The following is a 22,216-nucleotide window of genomic DNA, read 5'->3' as shown; positions in this document are numbered from 1 at the left end:
CAGTTGAAGCGGTGCAGGGATTCGAGTGTGTCGGGAACCAGTCAAGCCGAGACCAGGGTCGATCTGGACTTTGGCGCGATCCGGAAGGTGCTGATCGTTGATGACAGCCGCCTGCAGCGGCGCATTCTGGCGGCCTCGCTCAAGAAATGGGGCTTTGAAGTGATTGAGGCCGACAGCGGGGCCGAAGCGATCGAGATTTGCCAGACTGATCTGCCCGATCTCGTCCTCAGCGACTGGGTCATGCCGGGGATGAGCGGGCTGGAATTCTGCCACGCCTTCCGCGCGCTGGGCCATGATCGCTACAGCTATTTCATCCTGCTGACCTCAAAAAGCGAAAAGCAGGAGGTCGCACAGGGGCTGGATGCCGGGGCCGATGATTTCCTGATCAAGCCGCTTGAAGCGGATGAGCTGCGCGCGCGTATTTCGGCCGGGGCGCGCATTCTGGATATGCAGCGTGAGCTGTCCGAGAAGAACAGCATGATCGAATCGGCGTTGGCGGAGCTGCGAGAGGTGCATGACGCCATCGACAAGGACCTGATACAGGCCCGCAAGATTCAGGAATCGCTGGTGCCCGAGCTTACGCGCCGCTTTGGCAATTCGCAGGTCAGCCTGCTACTGAAACCCTGCGGCCATATTGGGGGTGATCTGGTGGGGATGTTCTCTCCGGGCGTCAACCGGCTGGGGTTTTACAGTATCGACGTGTCGGGGCATGGCATCACATCGGCCATGATGACCGCGCGGTTGGGCGGATATCTGTCGAGCACGCATTTCGACCAGAATGTCGCGATGGAAAAGCGGTTCAACAAATTCTACGCGCTGCTCCCGCCCGAGGAGGTGGCGGCGCTGCTCAATTCCCGCCTGATGGCTGACGCGGGGGTCGAGGAATATTTTACCATGGTCTACGCCATCATCGACCTGCGCAACGGGCACCTGAAAATGGTGCAGGCGGGGCATCCGCACCCCTTGCTGCTGCGGCACGACGGCAGTACCGAGTTTCTGGGTGAAGGCGGCCTGCCCATCGGCCTGCTGCCGGATGTGCCGTTCCACCAAACCGAAACCTATATGCAGCCGGGCGACAAGCTGCTGCTCTATTCCGATGGCTTCACCGAATGCCGGTTGGCCGATGGCAACCTTCTTGACGATGACGGGCTGTGCCGGATGGCCTCGGACTGTATCTCGGGCCGGTCAGGCCCCGAGTTTCTGGACGACATGTTCTGGCGTCTGACTCAGGTGATGGCACCGGGCGAAGGCATGGAAGATGATGTCTCGGCCGTGTTTTTTGAATTTGGTGGAACCTGATTTTCGGGCCAGACGTATCGAGCGGTCATCATACAACGACGCAGGTTAACGCGGCATATGAAGGCTAAACTATGGGAAAACAAATGAATGGTGCCTCAAGAGGGACTCGAACCCCCGACCTTGTCCTTACGAAGGACCTGCTCTACCAGCTGAGCTATTGAGGCAGCGACACGTCGTTTAAACACAGACATGGGCTTTGTCCAGATGTGAGCGGCGCAGTTTTGCGGGGCATGCCCCTCGGGATGCAACCGGTTGCGATGCTGCTAAAGCCCCCGCAGGTGAAGACCGGCAAAATGGCGGTCGCCGGCATTGCCCAGCATCTCCACCGCATCTGCGGTATCCATCCACAGCGCTTCGTGAAACGGCTCGGATGGGGGGCCGATGCGTCGGACGGGGCGGGCGCGGTAGATCAGGCAGATTTTCTCGGCCCAGAGGTCATATTCCGGCATATAGGTGAACCGACGAAACGCGCCGACGCGGCGGGGGGTGGCGATGTGCCAGCCGGTTTCCTCATACACTTCGCGGTGCAGGGCGGTGATCGGGGATTCGCCCGGATCAATGCCGCCGCCGGGCAGTTGCAGATCGGGGCCGGGTTCCATCTGACAGGTCAGCAGCAGGTGCCGTTTGCGGGGCAGCAATGCATAAACGCCCACGCGCCGCGTGTACCGGCGCCCGTTCTGTGGGGTTTCACCAAACCGTCGGATCATGTATGGCCCCTTTCAACCCGGTTTGTTGGACTTATATGGTGGCGGTATGCCAACCTGTGGCGTGTAAGGAAACCCCATGTCTATTGGAACGAAAATCGCGTGGGACGACACCGTCCTGCCCTTTCAACTTGATGTCTCGGATATGCGCGGCCGTGTGGCGCGGCTGGACGGGGTGCTGGACGGCATCCTGAAACAGCACGACTATCCCGAAAAGGTCGAGGCGCTGGTGGCCGAGATGGCCCTGCTGACCGCTCTGATCGGCCAGACTGTTGCGCTGCGCTGGAAGCTGTCGTTGCAGGTGCAGTCCAAGGGGCCGGTGCAGATGATTGCCACCGACTATTATGCGCCGCAGGAAGACGGCCAGCCCGCCCAGATTCGCGCCTATGCCAAGTTTCACCCGGACCGTCTGACCGATGGCACGCCTTTCGATCAGGTGGGCGAGGGGTATTTCGCCATCATGATCGACCAGGGCAAGGGCACGCAGCCCTATCAGGGTATCACTCCGCTGGCTGGCGGATCGCTCAGCGCCTGTGCCGAGGCTTATTTTGCGCAGTCCGAACAGCTGCCAACCCGGTTTTCGCTGAGTTTCGGGAAATCGACCGAGCCGGGCATCGGCGAACATTGGCGCGCGGGTGGGATCATGTTGCAGCACATGCCCAAGGCGTCGCCGTTCGCCGCAAGTGGCGAGGGTAGCGGTGACATTCTGACCGCCACCGATCTTGTCGACGGGGAAGAGGGTGAGAACTGGGGCCGTGTGAATATCCTGCTCGACACAGTCGAGGATCTGGAACTGATCGGCCCGTCCGTCGCACCGACCGATCTGCTGATCCGGTTGTTTCACGAGGAACAGCCGCGTGTTTACGGTGCGCAGCCGGTGCATTTCGGCTGTACCTGTTCCGAGGATCGCGTTCGGCAAAGCCTGTCGATCTATTCGGCGCAGGATATCGCCAAAATGACCACGGATGAGGGCACGGTCACCGCCGATTGCCAGTTCTGCGGTGCCCATTACGTGCTGGACCCGCGCACCGTGGGTTTTGACGCCGACGGCCCGGATGGCGCGTGACATTGTCCAACAGCTGACGGCGGCCCTGCGCCGCCCCGGCACCGGGTCCAGCGATTTCGATCTGAACCCGGATGTCGATCTGCCAGCGGGGCGGAAATTGCGCTCTGCCGGCGTGTTAGTGCCTGTTTCGCTGGTCGATGCGCAGCCTCGGGTGATCCTGACCAAACGCTCATCAGCGTTGAAACACCACCCCGGTCAGATCGCGTTTCCGGGCGGCAAACAGGACGAAACGGATGCCGATGTCACCGCTGCAGCCTTGCGCGAGGCACGGGAAGAGATCGGCCTGCCCTCTGATCTGCCGCGAATTCTGGGCCATCTGCCGGTTCATGAAACGGTGACCTCGTTTTCGGTCACTCCGGTGGTGGCGGTGATTGAAGACGGCTTTGATCCGATCCCGGAACCGGGCGAAGTGGACGAGGTTTTTTCGGTTCCGCTTGCGCATGTGCTGAACCCGGCGAATTATGTGGTCGAATCGCGCCGGTGGCGTGGGCAGAGACGGTATTACTTCGCCGTGCCCTACGGCCCCTATTACATCTGGGGTGCAACGGCGCGCATTCTGCGGGGGCTGGCAGCGCGGATGAGTGAATGAGGCGGATCACTGAAGACTGGATCACGGCAGAGCCGACGCAAAAGGTCTGCGCAGCGTTGACCGATGCCGGGGCGCAGGCCCTGTTTGTGGGCGGATGCGTGCGCAATGCGCTGCTGGGTGCGCCAGTCTCGGACATCGACATTGCCACCGATGCGCGACCCGAACGGGTGATGGAACTGGCGCAGGCGGCGGGGCTGAAACCGGTTCCCACCGGCATCGACCACGGCACCGTCACCATCGTCAGCCATGGTATCCCGCATGAGGTCACCACCTTTCGCCGCGATGTGGAAACCGACGGTCGCCGCGCCGTTGTCGCCTATTCCGACAAGGTCGAAGAAGACGCCGCCCGCCGCGATTTCACCGTGAACGCGCTTTATGCCCGGCCCGATGGTTCAATCCTGGACCCGCTGGGCGGGCTGCCCGATCTTCAGGCCCGCCGGGTTCGGTTCATTGGGCGGGCCGAGGACCGCATTCGCGAGGATTACCTGCGCACGTTGCGCTATTTCCGCTTTCACGCCTGGTATGGCGATGCGGATGCCGGGTTTGACCCCGACGCACTGGCCGCCATCGCCAGCACGCTGGATGGGTTGCAGGCCCTGTCGCGCGAACGTGTCGGGGCTGAGTTGTTAAAGCTGTTGGGTGCGCCTGATCCGGCGCCCTCGGTCGCGGCGATGCGCAGCGCGGGGGTACTGGCACAGGTTCTGCCGGGTGCGGATGACACGGCGTTGGCTGTCCTGATCCAACTGGAACAGGATGCGGGTGCAGCACCCGATCCGGTGCGCCGTCTGGCCGCAATTGCCCCGCCCGAGGCCGCCGCCACCTTGCGCCTGAGCCGCGCCCAGATGCAACGCCTGACCCGTATGCGGGACGAAGCCACCGGACCCGCCAGCATTGCGGAACTGGGCTATCGCAACGGGTCCGAAGGGGGGTTGAACGAAACCCTGCTACGCCACGCCTTTTTCGAAACCCCCTGGTCCGACGACCTGACCAAAGACCTGAAGCGCGGCGCGGCGGCCAGTTTTCCGATCCGTGCGGCGGACCTGATCCCGGATTTCTCGGGGCCTGCGCTGGGCCGCAAACTGGCCGAACTTGAGGCGCAGTGGATCGCATCCGGTTTTGCCCTGACGCGCAAGGAATTGCTGGCCAAGTGAAATTAAGTCTCAAAAGGGGATGACAAACCGGATCGTTTGTGGATAGGGTGCCCCTGTTACATGGAGGGAACGATGCGAATGTTTTACGGGATCTGGTTCGGCTAAAGCCTGAACACCTTAACCCGTAGGGGTGGTGTTTTGGCACCATCTTTCTTCGCACGTCCTATTTTCAGCTCAATCCGGAGCACCCCATGTTTCGCTATTTCGAAAACCTTGTAGACCCCTTTGTTGCCTATGATGAGGTCGACGCGCCGCCCACGCGGCTGTGGCCCTTCATGCTGGATTATTGCCGGCCGTTTTACCGCGTCTTTTTCTGGACAGGGCTGATTTCCATCATCGTGGCCGGGGTCGAGATCGGCCTGATCTACTATATGGGCCGCGTCGTGGACTTGCTGAGTGGTACTCCGGCGCAGGTCTGGCAGGCGCACGGGACAGAACTGTTGCTGATGGCGGCGTTCATTCTGGTGCTGCGGCCCTTGCTGCATGTGGTCGATGTGCTGTTGCTCAACAACGCGATCCTGCCCAATGTCGGCACGCTGATCCGCTGGCGGGCGCATAAACAGGTGTTGCGTCAATCGGTTGGCTGGTTCGAAAATGACTTTGCCGGGCGCATCGCCAACCGGATCATGCAGACCCCGCCCGCTGCGGGTGAGGTGGTGTTTCAGGTCTTCGACGCGATCTCATTCTCGCTGGCCTATTTGATCGGGGCGGCGATCCTGTTGATGGCGGCGGACCCGCGTCTGCTGCTGCCGTTGCTGATCTGGTTTGCGCTTTACGCCCTGCTGGTGCGCTGGACGGTGCAGCGGGTCGGCCCAGCCTCAAAGGCCGCGTCCGATGCGCGCTCGACCGTGACGGGGCGGGTGGTGGACAGCTATACCAACATCCATTCGGTCAAGATGTTCGCTCATGCCGATCAGGAACTGGATTATGCCCGCGAAGCGATCGAGGAAACCCGTCGGACCTTCCAGATCGAGATGCGCATTTTCACCATCATGGACGCGGTTCTGGTGACACTGAACGGGCTGCTGATCATTGGCGTTGTCGGCTGGGCCTTTACGCTATGGATGCAAGGCAGCGCCTCGGTCGGTGTGGTTGCGGCAGCCACCGCGCTGACGCTGCGGCTGAACTCGATGACCGGGTGGATCATGTGGGCGCTGACCAGTTTCTTCCGCCAGCTTGGCGTCGTGGCCGAGGGGATGGAGACCATCGCCCAGCCCATCACCTTGCTGGATGCATCGGAATCTGAACCCCTGCGCCTGTCCGATGGTCGGATTGAGGTTTGCGATTTGTCGCATCATTACGGTCGTGAAACCGGTGGGCTGGATCATATCAATCTGGTGATTCACCCGGGCGAAAAGATCGGCCTGATCGGGCGGTCGGGGGCCGGGAAATCGACCCTGGTCAAGCTGCTTTTGCGGTTCTACGACGTGGAACGCGGTGCGATCCTGATCGACGGGCAGAACATCGCGCAGGTCACGCAGGACAGTCTGCGCAGCCACATCGGTATGGTCCAACAGGACAGCGCGCTGCTGCACCGCTCGGTCCGTGACAACATCCTGTATGGCCGTCCCGACGCGACTGAGGATCAGATGATCGCCGCCGCCAAACAGGCCGAGGCGCATGAGTTCATCCTCGACCTGCAGGACCCGCAGGGGCGCACCGGCTATGATGCGCATGTGGGTGAACGGGGCGTGAAACTGTCAGGTGGCCAACGGCAGCGGGTGACGCTGGCACGGGTGATCTTGAAGGACGCGCCGATTCTTTTGCTGGACGAAGCGACCTCTGCCCTAGATTCCGAGGTTGAAGCCTCGATTCAGGAGACGCTGTACGGCATGATGCAAGGCAAGACCGTGATCGCCATTGCCCACCGACTCAGCACCATTGCGCAGATGGATCGCATTCTGGTGATGGATGCGGGCCGCATTGTCGAAGAAGGCGCCCATGCGGACCTTCTGGCGCAGGGTGGGCTTTACGCGCAGTTCTGGGCGCGGCAATCAGGGGGCTTCATGAACCCGGAGGCCGCGGAATGAGAATCGCCGACCTGATCCAGCCCTTCAAAACGACCGAGACGCCCCCGCCGCAAACGCTGGGGGCGTTTATTCGCTGGTGCCTGACAGGGTCCTGGCCGATGCTGTTCGTGGCCGCGTTCTTTTCGGCCTCGGCGGGCGTGATGGAGGCCGGAACGGCGTGGATACTGGGCCGCGTGATTGACATTGCCACCGCCAGCGGGCCGGATCAGTTTCTCGCGGGTGGGAATCTGTGGATGATCCTTGGCGCGGTGGCGTTCTTCATGCTGCTGCGCCCGGCGCTGTTTGGGCTGTCATCGCTGTCGAACAACTATGTCGTCATGCCGAACCTGCCGCCTTTGATTCTGGCCAAGCTGAACCGCTGGACGCTGGGCCAGTCGGTGACCTATTTCGACGATGATTTCGCCGGGCGGATCGCACAGAAACAGATGCAGACCTCCTCGGCGCTGACCTCGGTCGTGTCTGAAACCATCAGCGCGATTGTGTTTGCGTTGGCCTCATTGGCCGGGTCTTTGCTTTTGTTAGGGTCTATTCATCCGCTGGTGATGCTGCCCTTTGCCGGTTGGCTGGTGGTCTATTTCCTGCTGATCCGCTGGTATCTGCCGCGCATTCGGAAACGCTCGGCGGCGCGGGCCGGGGCGCGGGCGATGGTGACCGGTCAGGTGGTCGATACGATCACCAATATAAAAACCGTCAAACTCTTCGCCCATTCCGCGTTCGAGGATCAGGCCGCGCGCGATTCCATGGTCGATCTGCGCGACAAGTCGCTGGAATTCGGTAAGCTGTCGGCCAGCTTCCGGTTCATCCTGATGGTGCTTGCCGGGGTCCTGCCCGTGTTGCTGTTGGGCGCGACGCTGCTGCTGTGGCAGGCCGGGTCGGCGACCACCGGCGATATCGTCGCCGCGGGCGCCGTGTCCATCCGTATCGCGCAGATGACCGGCTGGGTCAGTTTCACGCTCATGGGGCTTTACGCCAATGTGGGTGAGGTTGAAAACGGCATGAAAACCCTGACCAAACGCGACCGGGTCGAGGATACGCCCGGCGCGCAAGAGCTGCGCGTGCCGCACGGACAGATCGATTATCAGGATGTCAGCTTTGCCTATGGCCGCGATATCGGTGGGGTCTCGCATCTGGACCTGACCATCCAGCCGGGTGAAAAGCTGGGGATCGTCGGCGCATCTGGCGCGGGGAAATCGACGCTGGTTTCGTTGCTTTTGCGGCTCTATGACAGGGAAAACGGCGCGGTTTTGATTGATGGTCAGGATGTCTCGGCCGTTACGCAGGACAGTTTGCGCCGTCAGATCGGGATGGTCACGCAGGAAACCGCGATGTTCAACCGCTCGGCCCGCGACAACATCCTGTATGGCAATCCGAATGCCACTGAAGACGCCCTGATCGCTGCCGCCCAAAAGGCCGAAGCGCATGAGTTCATCCTTGGTCTGCAGGACGCGCAGGGGCGCAGCGGCTATGACGCGCATCTGGGCGAACGAGGCGTCAAGCTGAGCGGTGGACAGCGTCAGCGGATCGCACTGGCCCGCGCCATCCTCAAGGACGCGCCGATTCTGGTACTGGATGAGGCGACCTCGGCCCTGGATTCCGAGGTTGAGGCCGCGATCCAGACCGCCTTGCATCGGGTGATGGAAGGCAAGACGGTTCTGGCCATCGCGCACCGACTGTCAACGCTCAGCGAGATGGACCGGATCATCGTGCTGGATCACGGGCGGATCGTGGAAAACGGCACACATGAGGTGCTGTTGGCGCAAAATGGCCTCTATGCGCGGTTCTGGCATCGTCAGTCCGGTGGCTTCATTCAGACCGAGGCGGCGGAATAAGGGTTTTTTTACCGACCCAGCCCGGCTATCAGGCCAGCCATGACGCAGGAATTCACCATTCAACGCCTTGGGCATCAGGGCGACGGCATCGCCGACGGCCCGGTTTACGCCCCACGCACCCTGCCGGGTGAGGTGGTGAGTGGTACGTTGGTCGATGCGCTTCTGACCGATATCCGCGTGCAGGCGCCTTCGGATCATCGGGTGAAAGCGCCCTGTCGCCATTACAAAGCCTGCGGCGGTTGCCAGTTACAGCACGCCGCTGACGATTTCGTCGCGCATTGGAAGGTTGAGATCGTCCATAACGCGCTGGCCGCGCAGGGGGTGGAGGCGCCGATGCGGCCAATCCATACCTCGCCCGAACGCTCGCGCCGTCGGGCCACAATCGCGGTGCGGCGCACGAAAAAGGGGACATTGGCCGGATTTCATGGCCGGGCGTCCGATACCATCACCGAAATCCCCGATTGCCACCTGCTGGACCCCGCCCTGATCGCCGCCATCCCGGTGGCCGAGGCGCTGGCGGTCCTTGGCGGCAGCCGCAAAGGTGTTCTGGCGGTGACCCTGACTTTGTCCGAGGCCGGGCTGGATGTTGCGGTGAAAGGTGGCAAACCGCTGGACGGGCCGCTGGAATTGGCGCTGGCGCAAGCGACCGAGAAACACGGGCTGGCGCGGCTCAGCTGGGACGGCGAAGTGATCGCCATGCGCCGCCCGCCTGCGCAGCAGTTCGGAGCCGCCGCCGTTATTCCTCCGCCCGGCGCTTTCTTGCAGGCGACGAAGGACGGAGAACAGGCTCTATTACAGGCTGTTTCCGAGACAATCGCGGGTGCCAAGCGAATTGTCGATCTGTTTGCCGGATGCGGCACGTTCTCTTTGCCTTTGGCGCAAGATGCTGAAATCCACGCCGTTGAAGGCGAGGCCGCGATGACCCATGCCTTGGATCAGGGTTGGCGCAAAGCGCAGGGCCTGAAACGCGTGACAACCGAGGCGCGCGACCTGTTCCGCCGTCCGCTGATGCCGGATGAGCTGAAATCCTTCGACGCCGTGGTTCTGGACCCGCCCCGCGCGGGGGCCGAGGCGCAGGTGCAGGAACTGGCACAGGCGCAACGCCCGGTCATCGCCTATGTGTCCTGCAACCCGGTGACCTTTGCCCGCGACGCAAAAACGCTGGTTAACGCGGGATACACCCTTGAATGGGTACAGGTGGTTGACCAGTTTCGATGGTCGTCACACACCGAACTTGCCGCGCGGTTCACCCTGAACCCCGCCAAGCGATCAGATTAGGAGGCCGCCGGACATGGGCGTAACCCAGCGTTTGCAGACCGTTATCGAAGCGCCGGCCTTTGGGCGGTTCATCACCGGTGTGATCATCTTCAACGCCGTGTTGCTGGGGATGGAGACCTCGCCCGCCCTGATGGAAACGATGGGCCCGCTGATTGTCACCCTCGATTCGATCTGCCTGTCGATCTTCGTGGCCGAGATTGCGATGAAACTGATCGCCACCGGGCGGCGGTTCTTTCACAGCGGCTGGAATATCTTCGATTTCCTGATCGTCGGCATCGCGCTGGTCCCCGGTGGCGCGGGCCTGTCGGTGCTGCGGGCGCTGCGAATTTTGCGGGTTCTGCGCGTCATCTCGGTCGCGCCGCGCCTGCGGCGGGTGGTGGAAGGCTTCATCTCGGCCCTGCCGGGCATGGCCAGCGTGTTCCTGTTGATGACCATCATCTTCTATATCGGCGCGGTGATTGCGACCAAGCTGTTCTCGCACAGCTTCCCGGACTGGTTCGGTGATCTGGGCCTGTCGGCCTATACGCTGTTCCAGATCATGACGCTGGAAAGCTGGTCCATGGGCATCGTGCGCCCGGTGATGGAGGTCTATCCCTATGCCTGGATGTTCTTCGTGCCCTTCATCATGGTCACCACTTTTGCCGTGGTGAACCTGCTGGTTGGTCTGATCGTGAACTCGATGCAGGACGCCCACCATGCCGAGGATGAGGTGAAAACCGACGCCTACCGGGACGAGGTTCTGGAGCGTCTGGAAAACATCGAACGCCGTCTGGTCGAGCAATCCAACAGCAAAAAGTGATTTCAGTTTTTACCGATTTTGGCATAATGCTTGGAAAAAAACATGAGCAGGCAGTAGAAAAATGGATCGTCGAGCATTTGGATTGGGGGCGATGGCAACGCTGAGCCTTTCGGCTTGTGCCTCAGCCAGTCCCAGATTTCTGGCATATGATGGGCCCGAAGTGACCTCTCTGGTCATCAACAAGGGCGCGCGCAAAATGTATCTTTTGCATAACGAGCAGATTCTGAAGGAATACAAGGTCGATCTGGGCTTTGCGCCCAAGGGCACCAAGACCAAGCAGGGCGATGGTCGCACGCCCGAGGGGACCTATCGGATCGACCGCCGCAACCCCAACAGCCGTTACCACCTGTCGCTGGGCATTTCGTATCCAAACTCGAATGACATCGCGCAGGCCAAGGCGGCGGGTGTTGATCCAGGTGGCGACATTTTCATTCATGGTCAGCCCAACAGGCGGTCTGAACGGAAACGTGCGAAAAAGACGCCGGATTGGACGGCGGGCTGCATCGCGGTCACCAATGAAGAGATCGAAGAGATCTATGCCATGGTTAACCGCGGCACGATCATCACCTTGCGCCCCTGATTTACAGGGGTTTCCAGTCGGAAAAGCCAAACAGCAGGTAGTCGCGCTGATACACTTCGGCTGCCTGCGCCTCTAATTCCGGATCATAGATTTCGGACAGGTCATAGGGCGTGTCAGGTTGCCGAGCGTGTGGAGCGGGCGGATTCGGATGGCCAACCTGCTGCGCCAGTTGCTGCAGGCCGGTTGCAATCTCTTCCTCCCGCAGGATCAGGTCGGGCATGGCGAAACCGGCCATGCCTTGCAGCGTTTGCGCCTGACTGCACCACAGCCCGTCCACCCGGATCGGGGTCTGGCCCGCAAGGATATGGCCCAGCATGGTCAGAAATCCCGAAAATGCCGCCCGGTGCTGGTCGGCCGAATAATCCGCATCTTCAAGCTGTTCGGGCAGGGGCAATTTGTACCGATTGCGCAGCATGTTGCGGATTCTGACATAAGCCCCAGGCCCGGTGCTTAGGATGCGTTGGCAGAACACCTCATGCGCGCGGGCCAGCGGATGGCGCAGCACTGTGAACTTGCGGTGACGGGGATTGGCCCGCATCCAGCGCTGCATCTGTTTCTGGTTCCGCCCGGTGATCAGCTCATCCGGAGGTATGCGATCCAGATCGGCCAGCCATTGCGCAACCGCGCCCTCGGGCCCGCCACGCACCGGCAGGTACAACAGCGGCGTTTCCCGCGCAGCGATGTATTGGGACACCGCGGGCCCGCGCCGGGGCTCGAAATTGGGCGTGCGGTGCAGGTTGAACATGTCCAGATTGGCGACGGCCTGCTCCATCTCGTCCGGGTTGGTCACCTTGGACAACGCGCCAGCAGGGTTCTGGCGTTTGAGATGATCATTCGGTGCCTCCAACCGTGCGCTGACGCCCAGCCAGGATGCGAGGCCGTTCAGAACCCCGGTGTCGTTCAGATCATCATAGCCGATGTAATAGGCGGTCTGCCCGGTTTTCTGCAGGTGGTTCAGCACGGTTTTCTGAAACCCCTGCCTCTGATCCAACTGGTCCGCGAATTGATCCGCGTCAAAGGTGACCTGCGTCGCGCGCCGCTGTTTGATGTTCACCAGCTTCCATTGCTTGGTCTCAACCGCGATTTTCCACGAGATATAGCTGTCCAGCGGGTTGCGCGTCAGGATGATCTTGGCACAGCGCGTGTCGTCCAGTGCGGGGATCAGTGCGCGGGCGTCATGGTCGCTGAAAAACCGAAAGCCGTTCATCTCTCCGGGCGCTGTGCGGATGGCGTCGAGCAGGGCCAGCGGGTCGCGGTCGCGGGTTTCCACCGTAAATCCCAGCAGATCGTCCAGTTTGGGCAGTCCGGCGAAATAGGGATTGAACGCCTCACCATGACAGGTGACCCCGTCCAGTGCGTTCAATTGTGATTCCAACAGGTTCGAGCCTGTGCGCATATCGGCCAGAACGATGAAATAGTCGAATTTTGAAGTCATCACAGGCTATTGCACCAGATAAGGTTTGCGGAATGGTTTGGCCTGTGTACCAAAAACGTCATCCACCGGGAAATCCCCCATCAGATAGGGGTGCATCCCCTGATTCTTGAGGTTTTGCAGGAATTTTCCGAACCCGCTCAGATCAACCATCTTGGGGGCCTCGGACAGGTGGCTGGGATGTGCGGTGCCGATTTCATCCAGTATGGCCTGTAACGCTTCCATCGGCGATTCGACGAAATCGGCCATCGACCAGACCCGGATTTTCGCCCGCGCGCCATAGGTTTCCAATATCTTCAACTGTTTCGATTCGATCTGCTGCAGGCGCGCGGCCTCGGCCCGGATGTCGGCGAAGTTCATGTTGGATCGGAACAGAGGAACCGCCCAGGCACCGGTGACGATCGAGATCTGGGCGTTCTTGTCGCGCGCCAGAAATTCGTTGATGCCCTGCCGGTCGCCGGGGCCGAACTGGAAACATTGCCGTTCGCCGCGCGTGTTCCAGATCAGGTTGGTCAGAAACGCGGTCGGATTGTAGTCGCGCAACGCCGCGCAATCGCTGAGCGCGCCATTCACCATCTCTTGCCCCTCGGCGAATTGGGCGTGCCCGGGGTGGTACAGATGCCCATGCACCCGTGCGCCGGTGGCATCGGTCAGCCAGTCCCCGAAATCCTCGAACACGTCGGCAAAGCCCTGAAACACGGAATAGGGATAGGCGGTCAGGCCGTATTCACTGCCATAATGGGGAAAGCGGCCTTGCATATACAGGCCATCGCGGCCACGCAGGCGTCGCTCGCTCGCTTTGGCGAAAATGCGGTCGATCTTGCCGGGGTTTGGCTCGGCAGGTTTGAGGGCGCAGGCCTGACCGGTCAGGAAGGTCTGAAACAGACGGTCCGCCTGCGGCCAGATCTTGCGGGCGACAAAACAGTCGGACCGGCGCAGCAATTGCAGGTGATCGTCGTAAAACACATGAGGTCGGCCCTGATGGTCGAACTTGGACAGGGTCAGGGACCGGCTTTCGATATGTGTGGAATAGAGCCGTGTCAGGGTCTGAAAATAGCTTTCATCCGGTATCCAGACCTGCCGGAAATAGCGGTCATAGACCTGACGTCTGGGGTCTTGCAGGATGGCGGACAGGGTTTGTCGGGTCAGGCACCACCATTGGCTGCCCATATGTGGCACCAGCCCATCGGGGATCGCGCGGCGCATGCCCAGCCGCCGCTGCAGGCGGACATAGAGGTCGAACAGCCACCGTTGTTTGCGCCAGGAAAACGGAAAGCGCAGGGTAAAGCGTTCCAGGTCCAGCCCGCCAACGGTCCATGTGACATCGCCGGTGGTGGCGCTTTCGATGAAATCGACGCGGGGGCGGTCGGCCAGATAGCGCACCAGCTCCTCGACCGGGCGCAGGGGCAGGCAGGCACCCGAGGACAGATAGACATGCCGGACATCTTCAAACTGGTCCAGCATCAGCGTGGCCGCAGATTGCGAGGCGGCGACGATCCCCCATCCGCCCCATTCACAGACATGCCGGTCACAAAACCGGATCAGCGGCTGATCGGCGCAGGCGGAAACAAAGTCGGAATAGGTGTGCTTGTCCACCTTGCGGTCCACATGGATGACAACCGGGCAGCCTGATGCTGTCCAATGGCGGGCGACCTGTTCGGCCCTGTCCAGCGCGGTGTGGACCAGCATGATGATGCCAAGGCTGCTCATGCCCAGTTCCCCTTGGACATCAGGCCCAGAATTTCCAGCTGGCGCCAGTTCAGATATTTCTCGGACCACGCGTTCCAGAACACGGGCCGGTCCTGCAACTGTTCGGCATAGGCGCGGTATTCGCCCGAGGCGCGGAAATGCTCACCGCGCTGCATCTCTTCGCGGGCTTTGTCGCCCAAAGTGTCGATCAGCTTGGCGTGCAGCAGGACGCCACTGGCCTTTTCGCCGCCGTCTTCATCGTAGACCAGATTCAGCCCGCGCGGCAGCAGCGAATGGGTCGAGCTGACATAGGCATAGCGCCGATGCCATTTGACCAGCGGGATCTTGTTCAGCGCCGGGGCCTTTGCGGGATTGTCCTGAAAGAACACCCGCGCGCGCGGCCCGCCCTGTATCCACAGATTGCCATAGGTCGGATTGCGCGAGATCACATAGTTGCCGGGATCGAACCAGGGCGCAATTTCGAACGGGTCCTGCCCGGGCTGGTATTTTGCCTCTTCGATCGGGCCTTCGGGATACATGTCGATCAGCATGGTGCCGAAATTGCGCACACCGGTGATGTCCAGCCAATCGGTCAGCGCGTTGATCGGGCGGGTATCGCAGAAGGGATAGACAAAGAACTCATCCGGGTCGACCGTCAGAACCCAGTGGTCATGGGCATAGGTGCGCAGCAGATAATTGGTCCAGTCCACCCCGAAGGCCGCCGCCTTGTAACTGGCCGTAGCATGCCAGAGCGAGACATCGGGCTGCGCGGCCAGATATTCGCCGGTGCCGTCATCGCTGTTGTTGTCGATAATCAGAAAGTGTCTGACGCCCAGCTTGCGGTAATAGGACAGGAAATAGGGCAGCCGGATCTTTTCGTTGCGCATGACGCTGACCAGCAGAACATCGTCCGGGCGGATGGCAGCGCTGTTGTCGTGAACCGGCTTCAATTCGTGCCGTTTGCGCAGGCATCGCAACAGGCGACGCTTGCGCCGCAGTCTCATGCGATAGGAATCCAGTAGGCTCACGCGACCATCCAACCCTTATTATACGCGAGCACGCCCGGGATGCCTGTAGTCAGAGTGGTGCCGGGCCATTGCTGTATTATGACACTTTCGAAGTTTGACAGGCAACGTATTTAAATGCCGTTATGATTTCAGGGTTTTTCCGGGCAGGGTTTTCCCCGTCCATCCGCCTGCGGTCATCAGTCCCAGACGTTCAAGATCCGCCCAGCCGGTATAGCGTTCCGATTGCGGCGTCCACAGGTCTGGCCCGCTTGCCACGTGGTCATAATAGTCGGTGAACTGGTCGGGGTCATGAAAGTGCTGCTTTCTGTCCTTCTCGATTTTGGATTTCCCGATGATCTCGGGCAGGAATTTCGTGTGCAGAAGAACCCCGGAAGGAGTTGCCCCGCTGGGCCCGTCATAGGCGGCGTTCAGATGTCGGGGCAAGGCCGAGTGGCAGGAGATCACGTAAACGTAGCGCCGGGACCAGCGCACCAGCGGGATCTTGTTCAATGTAGGTGATTTGCGCGGCGTATCAGCAAAGAACGCCCTTTCACGCGCGCCGCCCTGCACCCACAGATTGCCCAAGGGGGCTTGCCGCTGGCTGCGGTAGGGGCCGCTGTCAAACCAGTTCAGGATCTGCGTCGGATCGGTATCGGGTTCATATGTCTGGGTCCCCAGCGGCCCTTTGGGATAAAGGTCCAGCATCAGCGCGCCAAAGGCATCTTGCCCCTGATCCTGCAACCATGCGGTCAGGTCGCGCAGGGATGCGGTGTCGTGATGGGCGTAGACCAGCAGTTCATCTGCGTCCACCGTCAGGGTCCAGTGGCCATGCCCGTACCGCATTTGCAGCCAGGTCAGCCAATGAACGCCATAGCGTGACGCGCGATAGCTGGCATCAGTCTGCCAGAGCGAGACATCGGGCTGATCCGCCAGATACTCGGCGGTTCCGTCATCGCTGCCATTGTCGACCATCAGAAAATGATCCACCCCCAGCGCCCTGTAATGACGGAAAAACCACGGCAGGCGCGTGATTTCGTTGCGCACGGTGGTGAAGGCCAGAATGGCACCCGGCGCGATTAGCCGGGTGCGGTCGGACAGGCAGGTCAGGTCATGTCGGCTGCGCACCGAATGCCACAACAGACGTTTGCGTTTCAGGCGCAGGCGGTATTTCTGCAGCCAACCGATGGGGGGCAGCGTCTGGTCCGGGCCTGACGTCATGCCCGCATCATTTCTCGTAATGGCCGTTCTGATGCCACCGCCATGCATCGGCGATCATCGTCTCTAACGTTGATCTTTTTGCCCGCCAGCCCAGCTCGGTCTCGGCCCGGACCGAGCCTGAGACCAGCTTGGTACAATCCCCCGCACGGCGCGGACCGACAGAGTATGGGACGGGCCGGTTGGTGACGGCTTTGGAATGCTCGATCACCTCCATCACCGAGAACCCGGACCCGGTGCCCAGATTGAACACCCGGCTTTCCTTGCCCTGCTCCAGCCAGTCCAGCCCCAGAATATGCGCATCCACCAGATCGCAGACATGGACATAGTCGCGGATACAGGTGCCGTCGGGCGTGTCGTAATCGGTGCCGAACACCGTCAGCCCGTCGCGTTTGCCGTCGATGGCGTCCAGCATCAGCGGCACCAGATGGGTCTCGGGGCGGTGGAATTCACCGATCTCGCCCTCCGGGTCTGCGCCAGCGACGTTGAAATAGCGGAAGATCACATGGTTCAGCCCATAGGCGGCCTGAAAATCACGCAGGATATCCTCGATCGCCCGTTTCGAGGCGCCATATGCGTTCAGCGGGTGCTGGGCCGAGTCCTCATTCAGCACCACATTGTCCTGATCGCCATAGGTGGCGCAGGTTGACGAGAAGACGAAGTTGCGACAGCCCGCGGCCACCGTCGCCTCGATCAGGGTCAGCGAGCCCATGACGTTGTTGGCCCAGTATCTGCCGGGTTCCGACATCGCCTCACCCACCTGGCTGAGGGCGGCGAAATGCATCACGGCGGCGGGTTCGTATTTGGCAAAGACCTCATCCAGACGGGCGCGATCCATCAGATCGCCTTGTTCGAACGGGCCGAACTTCACCGCGTCCTGCCAGCCGGTGTTCAGATTGTCATAGGTGACGGGCACATAACCCGCCTGTGCCAGCGCCTTGCAGGCGTGCGAGCCGATATATCCGGCGCCGCCGGTGACGAGTATATGTTTCATTCCAGCCCCATCGCGGTCATCATCTCTTCGATCTTTGCCACGTCCTGCGGGTTGTTCAGTTCCCAGAACTGGCGGTCCTTGGCTTCAACCTCGACACACAGGACTTTGCGGCCGTTTTCCATGAACCGCAGCTGTTCCAGACCCTCAAGGGTTTCCAGCGGGCCGGTGGGCCAGCCGGGATAAGCGGCCAGCGCGTCGGGACGGTAGGCATAGACCCCAACATGGTGGAAAACCGGCGTCTGATCGGCGCTGGCATAGGTGTCCGAGGTATAGGGGATCACCTCCTTCGAGAAATAAAGCGCGCTGTGATCCGCGCCGAACACCGCCGTGGTGCCGCCGACCCGGCCATTCTTGCGGTCGTTCAACAGCCCGTTCAGCGCATCGCCATCGCAGCGCAGGACGGGGGTGGCGATTTCCGCATCGGGCGCGGCACGCAGGCCAGTGATCAGGTCCTCGACAAACCAATGTGGCGTCAGCGGGGCGTCGCCCTGCAGGTTGACCACGATGTCATAACCGCCACCCAGCGCCGCATGCGCCTCGGCGCAGCGTTCGGTGCCATTGGCGCAGGTGTCCGAGGTCATCACCACCTCGGCCCCGAAGCCTTCGGACACCTCGCGGATGCAGTCGTCATCGGTGGCCACGACCACCTTGTCGACACCGGTCACCGACATTGCCGCGCGCCAACTGCGTTCGATCAGGGTCATCGCGTTTCCCGTGGCCCCGGTCAACGGCACCAAAGGTTTGCCCGGAAAGCGGGTCGAGGCATAGCGGGCGGGAATGGCGATCAGTACAGACATCAGGCTTCCTTCAATTCGACACCGGGGGCATAGGCGATAAAGAACGGGTTGGCGTACCCATCCTTGCCATAGGTCAGCGGGCTGTGATCGTCAAAGCGCACAACGTGCCCTCCGGCCCCGGCCAGCACGGCGTGGCCAGCGGCGGTGTCCCATTCCATTGTGCGGCCCACACGGGGATAGAGATCAGCCTCACCCGTCGCGACCAGACAGAACTTGAGCGACGATCCCGCGCTTTTGCTGTCTTTGACGCTGTATTTGTTGATGTAATCCTCGGTCGCCTGATCCCGGTGTGATTTCGAAGCCACGATCATCAGCGCCGAATTGTCCGGGTTAGAGACTGATATCGGTGTCACGTCGCCCGGAATGTCCTTGTTCAATGCGCCGGTTTCCTCGACCGCGCGGCCATCGGGCAAAGTGTAGAACATCCGCCCCCGGGCCGGGGCGTAAACCACGCCTCGGGTCGGAACACCGTTTTCGACCAGCGCGATATTTACGGTGAAATCGCCACGCCGGTTGATGAACTCCTTGGTTCCGTCCAGCGGATCAACAATCAGGAAGGTGTCGCCCTTTTCGGAATGCGACGCCGCCTGTTCTTCGGTCACCAGCAGGATATCAGGGAAGGCCGCGCGCAACCCGGTCGAGATCAGCGCATCCGCAGCCTCGTCTGCCTCGGTCACCGGGCTGGAATCGGATTTGACCTTTACGTCGAAATCGTCGGCCTCATAAATCTGCATGATCCGGTCGCCTGCCTCCAGCGCGAGACGTCGAATGACCGGGATAAGGGCGTCATAGGTCACAAAATGGCTCCGTGTTTCGTGGTTTGTTGATCCGAAATCGTCAGAGCCTTATGCTGTGACGGATACGGAACAGCAAGAATTTCGTGCCAGATTGACGGTGCCATAGCAGGAAAGTTCGGTCGAGTGTTTCAATACAAGCGCAATCAAACGCTGCTGGGCGGTGCCTTCACCACCGCCGAACTGGTCTTCCATGCGGTGGTGCGCAATGTGCGGGCACAGCACTCCAATGCGGTTCTGGCGATCATTATCAACATCATCCAGATCATTCTGGTCGCTTCGGTTTTTTATCTGATCATGTCCTTCATGGGCGCGCGGGTCGCCAAGATCCGGGGAGAGTTCATTCTGTATATCCTGTCGGGGATTTTCCTGTTCATTACCCACATCAAGGCAGTGGGCGCCATTGCCGGGGTGGGGGCGGGGAATAACCCGATGATGCTGCATTCGCCGATGAACATGATGGTGATGCTGATGGCGACTGCCTTCGGGTCGTTGTACACGCAGCTTGTGTCCATTCTGGTGATCTTGTTTGTCTATAGCGTCGCCGTTGCCCCGATTGAGATTCAAGAGCCCGGCGGAGCCTTCGCAATGCTGGTTCTGGCGTGGTTCACCGGCTGTTCGGTGGGGATGGTCCTGCTGGCGCTGACACCCTGGTTCCCCCGCGTGGCCAGCATTCTGAGCAACCTCTGGCGACGGTTGAACATGGTGTTTTCGGGCAAGATGTTCGTGGGCAACGCGCTGGGCGGTTTCATGCTGACCATGTTTGCCTGGAACCCGCTGTTTCACGTCATCGACCAATGCCGAGGCTTTGTCTTTCGCAACTATTTTCCGCGCAATTCCAGTTGGGAATACGCGCTTTGGGTCGGGATCATATTGCTCATGATCGGCCTGCTGGGCGAATTCTACACGCGCAAGCATGTGTCAAAAAGCTGGGATGCGCGCCGCTAGGTCGCCACGCGCAGGGTCAGGTTGATCCGCCCGCCTTTCGGCAGCAACCGGGATGAGCCGAACCGGATGCGGTCCACCCCGTGATAAGTCAGCCGCGCCGGGCCGCCCATGACCACCACATCGCCGGAGTTCAACCAGACCGCCTCGGTCTTGCCGCCGCGCGTGGTGTTGCCGATCCGGAACAGCGCGTCATCGCCCAGCGAGATTGAGACCACGGGCCAGGAAAAATCCGCCTCGTCCTTATCCTGATGCATCCCCATCTTTGTGCCTTCGCCGTAATAGTTGATCAGGCAGCAGTCGGGCAGCCGATCCGCATCTGCAACGTCCTGCCAGATGGATAGAATTTCATCGGGGATGGCGGGCCAGGCCATGCCTTTGGGGTGACTGGCCTGATACCGATAACCGGCGCTATCGGACACCCAGCCCAGCGGCCCGGCAGAGGTCATGCGCACCGACATCTGCTTGCCCGAGGCGGTGGTGGGTCGAAACAGCGGCGCAGATTTCAGAATCGGCCGCAGCCTGTCGACCAGAGCAGTCTGGGCTTCCGCATCCAGATAGCCTTTCCGGATATCGAATCCGCGCAAAAGCAGCCGTGTCATCGCGGAATCCCCATTCCTTACCAAATCCTTGCTAAAAAAGGCCTCAGATTCCCGAAAACCTGCATTTCTGAACGCTTGCAGGCTTTTGGTCCCGCCCTTATATACGCCGGGACGCGCGATGGTGTAGGGCCATTCGCGCACCACTGATCGGGGCAGGGATGCCATAACGGGTCCCGGCCTCGGGACATCGCCTTGAAGAGAAAGGGATTGCAAAAATGGGAAAAGTAATCGGGATTGACCTTGGGACCACCAACTCGTGTGTGGCGATTATGGACGGCTCGCAGCCGAAGGTCATCGAAAACGCCGAAGGGGCGCGGACCACGCCCTCGATCGTCGCCTTCACCGAAGATGAGCGTCTGGTCGGTCAGCCTGCAAAACGTCAGGCGGTCACCAACCCCGACAACACGATCTTTGGCGTCAAGCGTCTGATCGGTCGTCGTGTGGATGATGCCGAAGTCGAAAAAGACAAGAAAATGGTGCCGTACGCCATCGTTGATGGCGGCAATGGCGACGCGTGGGTCGAAGCCCGCGGTGAAAAATACTCCCCAAGCCAGATCTCGGCCTTCACTCTGGGCAAGATGAAGGAAACCGCAGAAAGCTATCTGGGTGAGGACGTCACGCAGGCGGTTATCACCGTTCCGGCCTATTTCAACGACGCACAGCGTCAGGCCACCAAAGACGCTGGTAAAATCGCTGGTCTGGAAGTGCTGCGGATCATCAACGAACCGACAGCCGCCGCGCTGGCCTATGGTCTGGACAAGGAAGAAACCCAAACCATCGCGGTTTATGACCTTGGTGGTGGTACCTTTGACGTGACCATTCTGGAAATCGACGACGGCCTGTTCGAGGTCAAATCGACCAACGGTGACACCTTCCTGGGTGGTGAAGACTTTGACATGCGCATCGTCAACTACCTGGCGGATGAGTTCAAAAAGGAACACGGTGTCGACCTGAGCCAGGACAAAATGGCCCTGCAGCGTCTGAAAGAAGCTGCCGAGAAAGCCAAGATCGAACTCAGCTCGACCTCGCAGACCGAAATTAACCAGCCGTTCATCTCGATGGGGTCGAACGGTCAGCCGCTGCACATGGTCATGAAACTGACCCGTGCCAAGCTGGAATCGCTGGTTGCGGACCTGATCAAGAAGTCGATGAAGCCTTGCGCGGCTGCTCTGAAAGACGCTGGTCTGTCGGCTGCTGACGTGGACGAGGTTGTTCTGGTCGGTGGTATGACCCGGATGCCGAAAGTGATCGAAGAGGTCACCAAGTTCTTCGGCAAAGAGCCGCACAAGGGTGTGAACCCGGACGAAGTGGTTGCCATGGGCGCCGCCATTCAGGCCGGCGTTCTGCAGGGCGACGTCAAGGACGTGGTTCTGCTGGACGTGACCCCGCTGTCGCTGGGCATCGAGACGCTGGGTG

At 60.7% G+C, this 22,216-nt stretch carries 20 protein-coding genes and 1 tRNA gene; 11 read left to right on the top strand and 10 right to left on the bottom strand.

Annotated features, from left to right (window positions below):
* Positions 1–27: 27 nt before the first annotated feature.
* Positions 28–1,299: a SpoIIE family protein phosphatase gene (locus tag MPJ51_RS03675; RefSeq protein WP_298381896.1), complete on the top strand. Its 1,272-nt coding sequence runs from the start codon at positions 28–30 to the stop codon at positions 1,297–1,299.
* 88 nt (positions 1,300–1,387) lie between these two features.
* Here MPJ51_RS03675 and MPJ51_RS03670 read toward each other — a convergent pair.
* A tRNA-Thr gene (locus MPJ51_RS03670) sits at positions 1,388–1,463 on the bottom strand.
* Between the two features lie 99 nt (positions 1,464–1,562).
* Complete coding sequence (locus MPJ51_RS03665) at positions 1,563–2,006, bottom strand: NUDIX hydrolase (protein WP_298381893.1); 444 nt, start codon at positions 2,004–2,006, stop codon at positions 1,563–1,565.
* A 76-nt stretch (positions 2,007–2,082) separates the two neighbouring features.
* Between MPJ51_RS03665 and MPJ51_RS03660 the strand changes: the two genes are divergently transcribed.
* From MPJ51_RS03660 to MPJ51_RS03625, 8 genes are all read left to right on the top strand, one after another.
* Positions 2,083–3,069: an Hsp33 family molecular chaperone HslO gene (locus tag MPJ51_RS03660; RefSeq protein WP_298381890.1), complete on the top strand. Its 987-nt coding sequence runs from the start codon at positions 2,083–2,085 to the stop codon at positions 3,067–3,069.
* The gene (locus MPJ51_RS03655) at positions 3,059–3,658 is read left to right on the top strand and encodes a CoA pyrophosphatase (RefSeq protein ID WP_298381887.1); all 600 of its coding nucleotides are present in this window, start codon (positions 3,059–3,061) and stop codon (positions 3,656–3,658) included. The genes MPJ51_RS03660 and MPJ51_RS03655 overlap by 11 nt, the downstream gene beginning before the upstream one ends.
* Positions 3,655–4,809: a CCA tRNA nucleotidyltransferase gene (locus tag MPJ51_RS03650; RefSeq protein WP_298381884.1), complete on the top strand. Its 1,155-nt coding sequence runs from the start codon at positions 3,655–3,657 to the stop codon at positions 4,807–4,809. Before MPJ51_RS03655 ends, MPJ51_RS03650 begins: the two co-directional genes overlap by 4 nt.
* 191 nt (positions 4,810–5,000) lie before the next feature.
* Positions 5,001–6,839, top strand: a complete 1,839-nt coding sequence (locus MPJ51_RS03645; protein ID WP_298381881.1) for an ABC transporter ATP-binding protein — start codon at positions 5,001–5,003, stop codon at positions 6,837–6,839.
* A complete protein-coding gene (locus MPJ51_RS03640) occupies positions 6,836–8,668 on the top strand; it encodes an ABC transporter ATP-binding protein (protein WP_298381878.1) in 1,833 nt (610 codons plus the stop codon). Before MPJ51_RS03645 ends, MPJ51_RS03640 begins: the two co-directional genes overlap by 4 nt.
* Before the next feature lie 39 nt (positions 8,669–8,707).
* Positions 8,708–9,946 carry a class I SAM-dependent RNA methyltransferase gene (locus MPJ51_RS03635; protein ID WP_298381875.1) on the top strand — a complete coding sequence of 413 codons (1,239 nt, stop codon included), beginning with the start codon at positions 8,708–8,710 and terminating at the stop codon, positions 9,944–9,946.
* A gap of 13 nt (positions 9,947–9,959) precedes the next feature.
* The gene (locus tag MPJ51_RS03630) at positions 9,960–10,745 is read left to right on the top strand and encodes an ion transporter (protein ID WP_298381872.1); all 786 of its coding nucleotides are present in this window, start codon (positions 9,960–9,962) and stop codon (positions 10,743–10,745) included.
* A 61-nt stretch (positions 10,746–10,806) separates the two neighbouring features.
* The gene (locus MPJ51_RS03625; RefSeq protein ID WP_298381869.1) at positions 10,807–11,325 is read left to right on the top strand and encodes a L,D-transpeptidase family protein; all 519 of its coding nucleotides are present in this window, start codon (positions 10,807–10,809) and stop codon (positions 11,323–11,325) included.
* 1 nt (position 11,326) lies between these two features.
* Here the strand turns inward: MPJ51_RS03625 and MPJ51_RS03620 are convergent, their stop codons facing one another.
* The 7 genes from MPJ51_RS03620 to cysQ form a co-directional block, all read right to left on the bottom strand.
* Positions 11,327–12,760: a sulfotransferase family 2 domain-containing protein gene (locus MPJ51_RS03620; protein WP_298381866.1), complete on the bottom strand. Its 1,434-nt coding sequence runs from the start codon at positions 12,758–12,760 to the stop codon at positions 11,327–11,329.
* Between the two features lie 6 nt (positions 12,761–12,766).
* Positions 12,767–14,467: a beta-1,6-N-acetylglucosaminyltransferase gene (locus tag MPJ51_RS03615; RefSeq protein WP_298381862.1), complete on the bottom strand. Its 1,701-nt coding sequence runs from the start codon at positions 14,465–14,467 to the stop codon at positions 12,767–12,769.
* Positions 14,464–15,450, bottom strand: a complete 987-nt coding sequence (locus tag MPJ51_RS03610) for a glycosyltransferase family 2 protein (protein WP_298382052.1) — start codon at positions 15,448–15,450, stop codon at positions 14,464–14,466. Before MPJ51_RS03610 ends, MPJ51_RS03615 begins: the two co-directional genes overlap by 4 nt.
* Positions 15,451–15,594: 144 nt before the next feature.
* A complete protein-coding gene (locus MPJ51_RS03605; RefSeq protein WP_298381859.1) occupies positions 15,595–16,671 on the bottom strand; it encodes a glycosyltransferase family 2 protein in 1,077 nt (358 codons plus the stop codon).
* Between the two features lie 7 nt (positions 16,672–16,678).
* On the bottom strand, positions 16,679–17,662 hold the full coding sequence (gene galE / locus MPJ51_RS03600; protein WP_298381856.1) for a UDP-glucose 4-epimerase GalE: 984 nt from the start codon (positions 17,660–17,662) through the stop codon (positions 16,679–16,681).
* On the bottom strand, positions 17,659–18,459 hold the full coding sequence (locus MPJ51_RS03595) for a manno-octulosonate cytidylyltransferase (RefSeq protein ID WP_298381853.1): 801 nt from the start codon (positions 18,457–18,459) through the stop codon (positions 17,659–17,661). The genes galE and MPJ51_RS03595 overlap by 4 nt, the downstream gene beginning before the upstream one ends.
* A complete protein-coding gene (gene cysQ / locus MPJ51_RS03590) occupies positions 18,459–19,256 on the bottom strand; it encodes a 3'(2'),5'-bisphosphate nucleotidase CysQ (protein WP_298381850.1) in 798 nt (265 codons plus the stop codon). Before cysQ ends, MPJ51_RS03595 begins: the two co-directional genes overlap by 1 nt.
* Positions 19,257–19,379: 123 nt before the next feature.
* Here cysQ and MPJ51_RS03585 point away from each other — a divergent pair, with 123 nt between their 5' ends.
* Positions 19,380–20,201: an ABC transporter permease gene (locus MPJ51_RS03585; RefSeq protein ID WP_298381847.1), complete on the top strand. Its 822-nt coding sequence runs from the start codon at positions 19,380–19,382 to the stop codon at positions 20,199–20,201.
* Here the strand turns inward: MPJ51_RS03585 and MPJ51_RS03580 are convergent.
* On the bottom strand, positions 20,198–20,800 hold the full coding sequence (locus tag MPJ51_RS03580) for an alpha-ketoglutarate-dependent dioxygenase AlkB (RefSeq protein ID WP_298381845.1): 603 nt from the start codon (positions 20,798–20,800) through the stop codon (positions 20,198–20,200). The genes MPJ51_RS03585 and MPJ51_RS03580 overlap by 4 nt on opposite strands.
* A gap of 215 nt (positions 20,801–21,015) precedes the next feature.
* Between MPJ51_RS03580 and dnaK the strand changes: the two genes are divergently transcribed.
* Positions 21,016–22,216: molecular chaperone DnaK (gene dnaK, locus MPJ51_RS03575; protein ID WP_298381843.1), on the top strand; the 1,201-nt coding region annotated here is incomplete at its 3' end.

This window comes from Ruegeria sp., assembly GCF_028066395.1.
GTDB lineage: Bacteria > Pseudomonadota > Alphaproteobacteria > Rhodobacterales > Rhodobacteraceae > Ruegeria.
This window is presented reverse-complemented; position numbering and strand designations above follow the sequence as displayed.

Excerpts from the sequence above, each read along its gene's own strand:
- MPJ51_RS03665 (WP_298381893.1), bottom strand. The coding sequence starts at position 2,006 with ATGATCCGACGGTTTGGTGAAACCCCACAGAACGGGCGCCGGTACACG.
- MPJ51_RS03660 (WP_298381890.1), top strand. The coding sequence starts at position 2,083 with ATGTCTATTGGAACGAAAATCGCGTGGGACGACACCGTCCTGCCCTTT.
- MPJ51_RS03655 (WP_298381887.1), top strand. The coding sequence starts at position 3,059 with ATGGCGCGTGACATTGTCCAACAGCTGACGGCGGCCCTGCGCCGCCCC.
- MPJ51_RS03650 (WP_298381884.1), top strand. The coding sequence starts at position 3,655 with ATGAGGCGGATCACTGAAGACTGGATCACGGCAGAGCCGACGCAAAAG.
- MPJ51_RS03645 (WP_298381881.1), top strand. The coding sequence starts at position 5,001 with ATGTTTCGCTATTTCGAAAACCTTGTAGACCCCTTTGTTGCCTATGAT.
- MPJ51_RS03640 (WP_298381878.1), top strand. The coding sequence starts at position 6,836 with ATGAGAATCGCCGACCTGATCCAGCCCTTCAAAACGACCGAGACGCCC.
- MPJ51_RS03635 (WP_298381875.1), top strand. The coding sequence starts at position 8,708 with ATGACGCAGGAATTCACCATTCAACGCCTTGGGCATCAGGGCGACGGC.
- MPJ51_RS03630 (WP_298381872.1), top strand. The coding sequence starts at position 9,960 with ATGGGCGTAACCCAGCGTTTGCAGACCGTTATCGAAGCGCCGGCCTTT.
- MPJ51_RS03625 (WP_298381869.1), top strand. The coding sequence starts at position 10,807 with ATGGATCGTCGAGCATTTGGATTGGGGGCGATGGCAACGCTGAGCCTT.
- MPJ51_RS03620 (WP_298381866.1), bottom strand. The coding sequence starts at position 12,760 with ATGACTTCAAAATTCGACTATTTCATCGTTCTGGCCGATATGCGCACA.
- MPJ51_RS03615 (WP_298381862.1), bottom strand. The coding sequence starts at position 14,467 with ATGAGCAGCCTTGGCATCATCATGCTGGTCCACACCGCGCTGGACAGG.
- MPJ51_RS03610 (WP_298382052.1), bottom strand. The coding sequence starts at position 15,450 with ATGAGACTGCGGCGCAAGCGTCGCCTGTTGCGATGCCTGCGCAAACGG.
- MPJ51_RS03605 (WP_298381859.1), bottom strand. The coding sequence starts at position 16,671 with ATGACGTCAGGCCCGGACCAGACGCTGCCCCCCATCGGTTGGCTGCAG.
- galE (WP_298381856.1), bottom strand. The coding sequence starts at position 17,662 with ATGAAACATATACTCGTCACCGGCGGCGCCGGATATATCGGCTCGCAC.
- MPJ51_RS03595 (WP_298381853.1), bottom strand. The coding sequence starts at position 18,459 with ATGTCTGTACTGATCGCCATTCCCGCCCGCTATGCCTCGACCCGCTTT.
- MPJ51_RS03580 (WP_298381845.1), bottom strand. The coding sequence starts at position 20,800 with ATGACACGGCTGCTTTTGCGCGGATTCGATATCCGGAAAGGCTATCTG.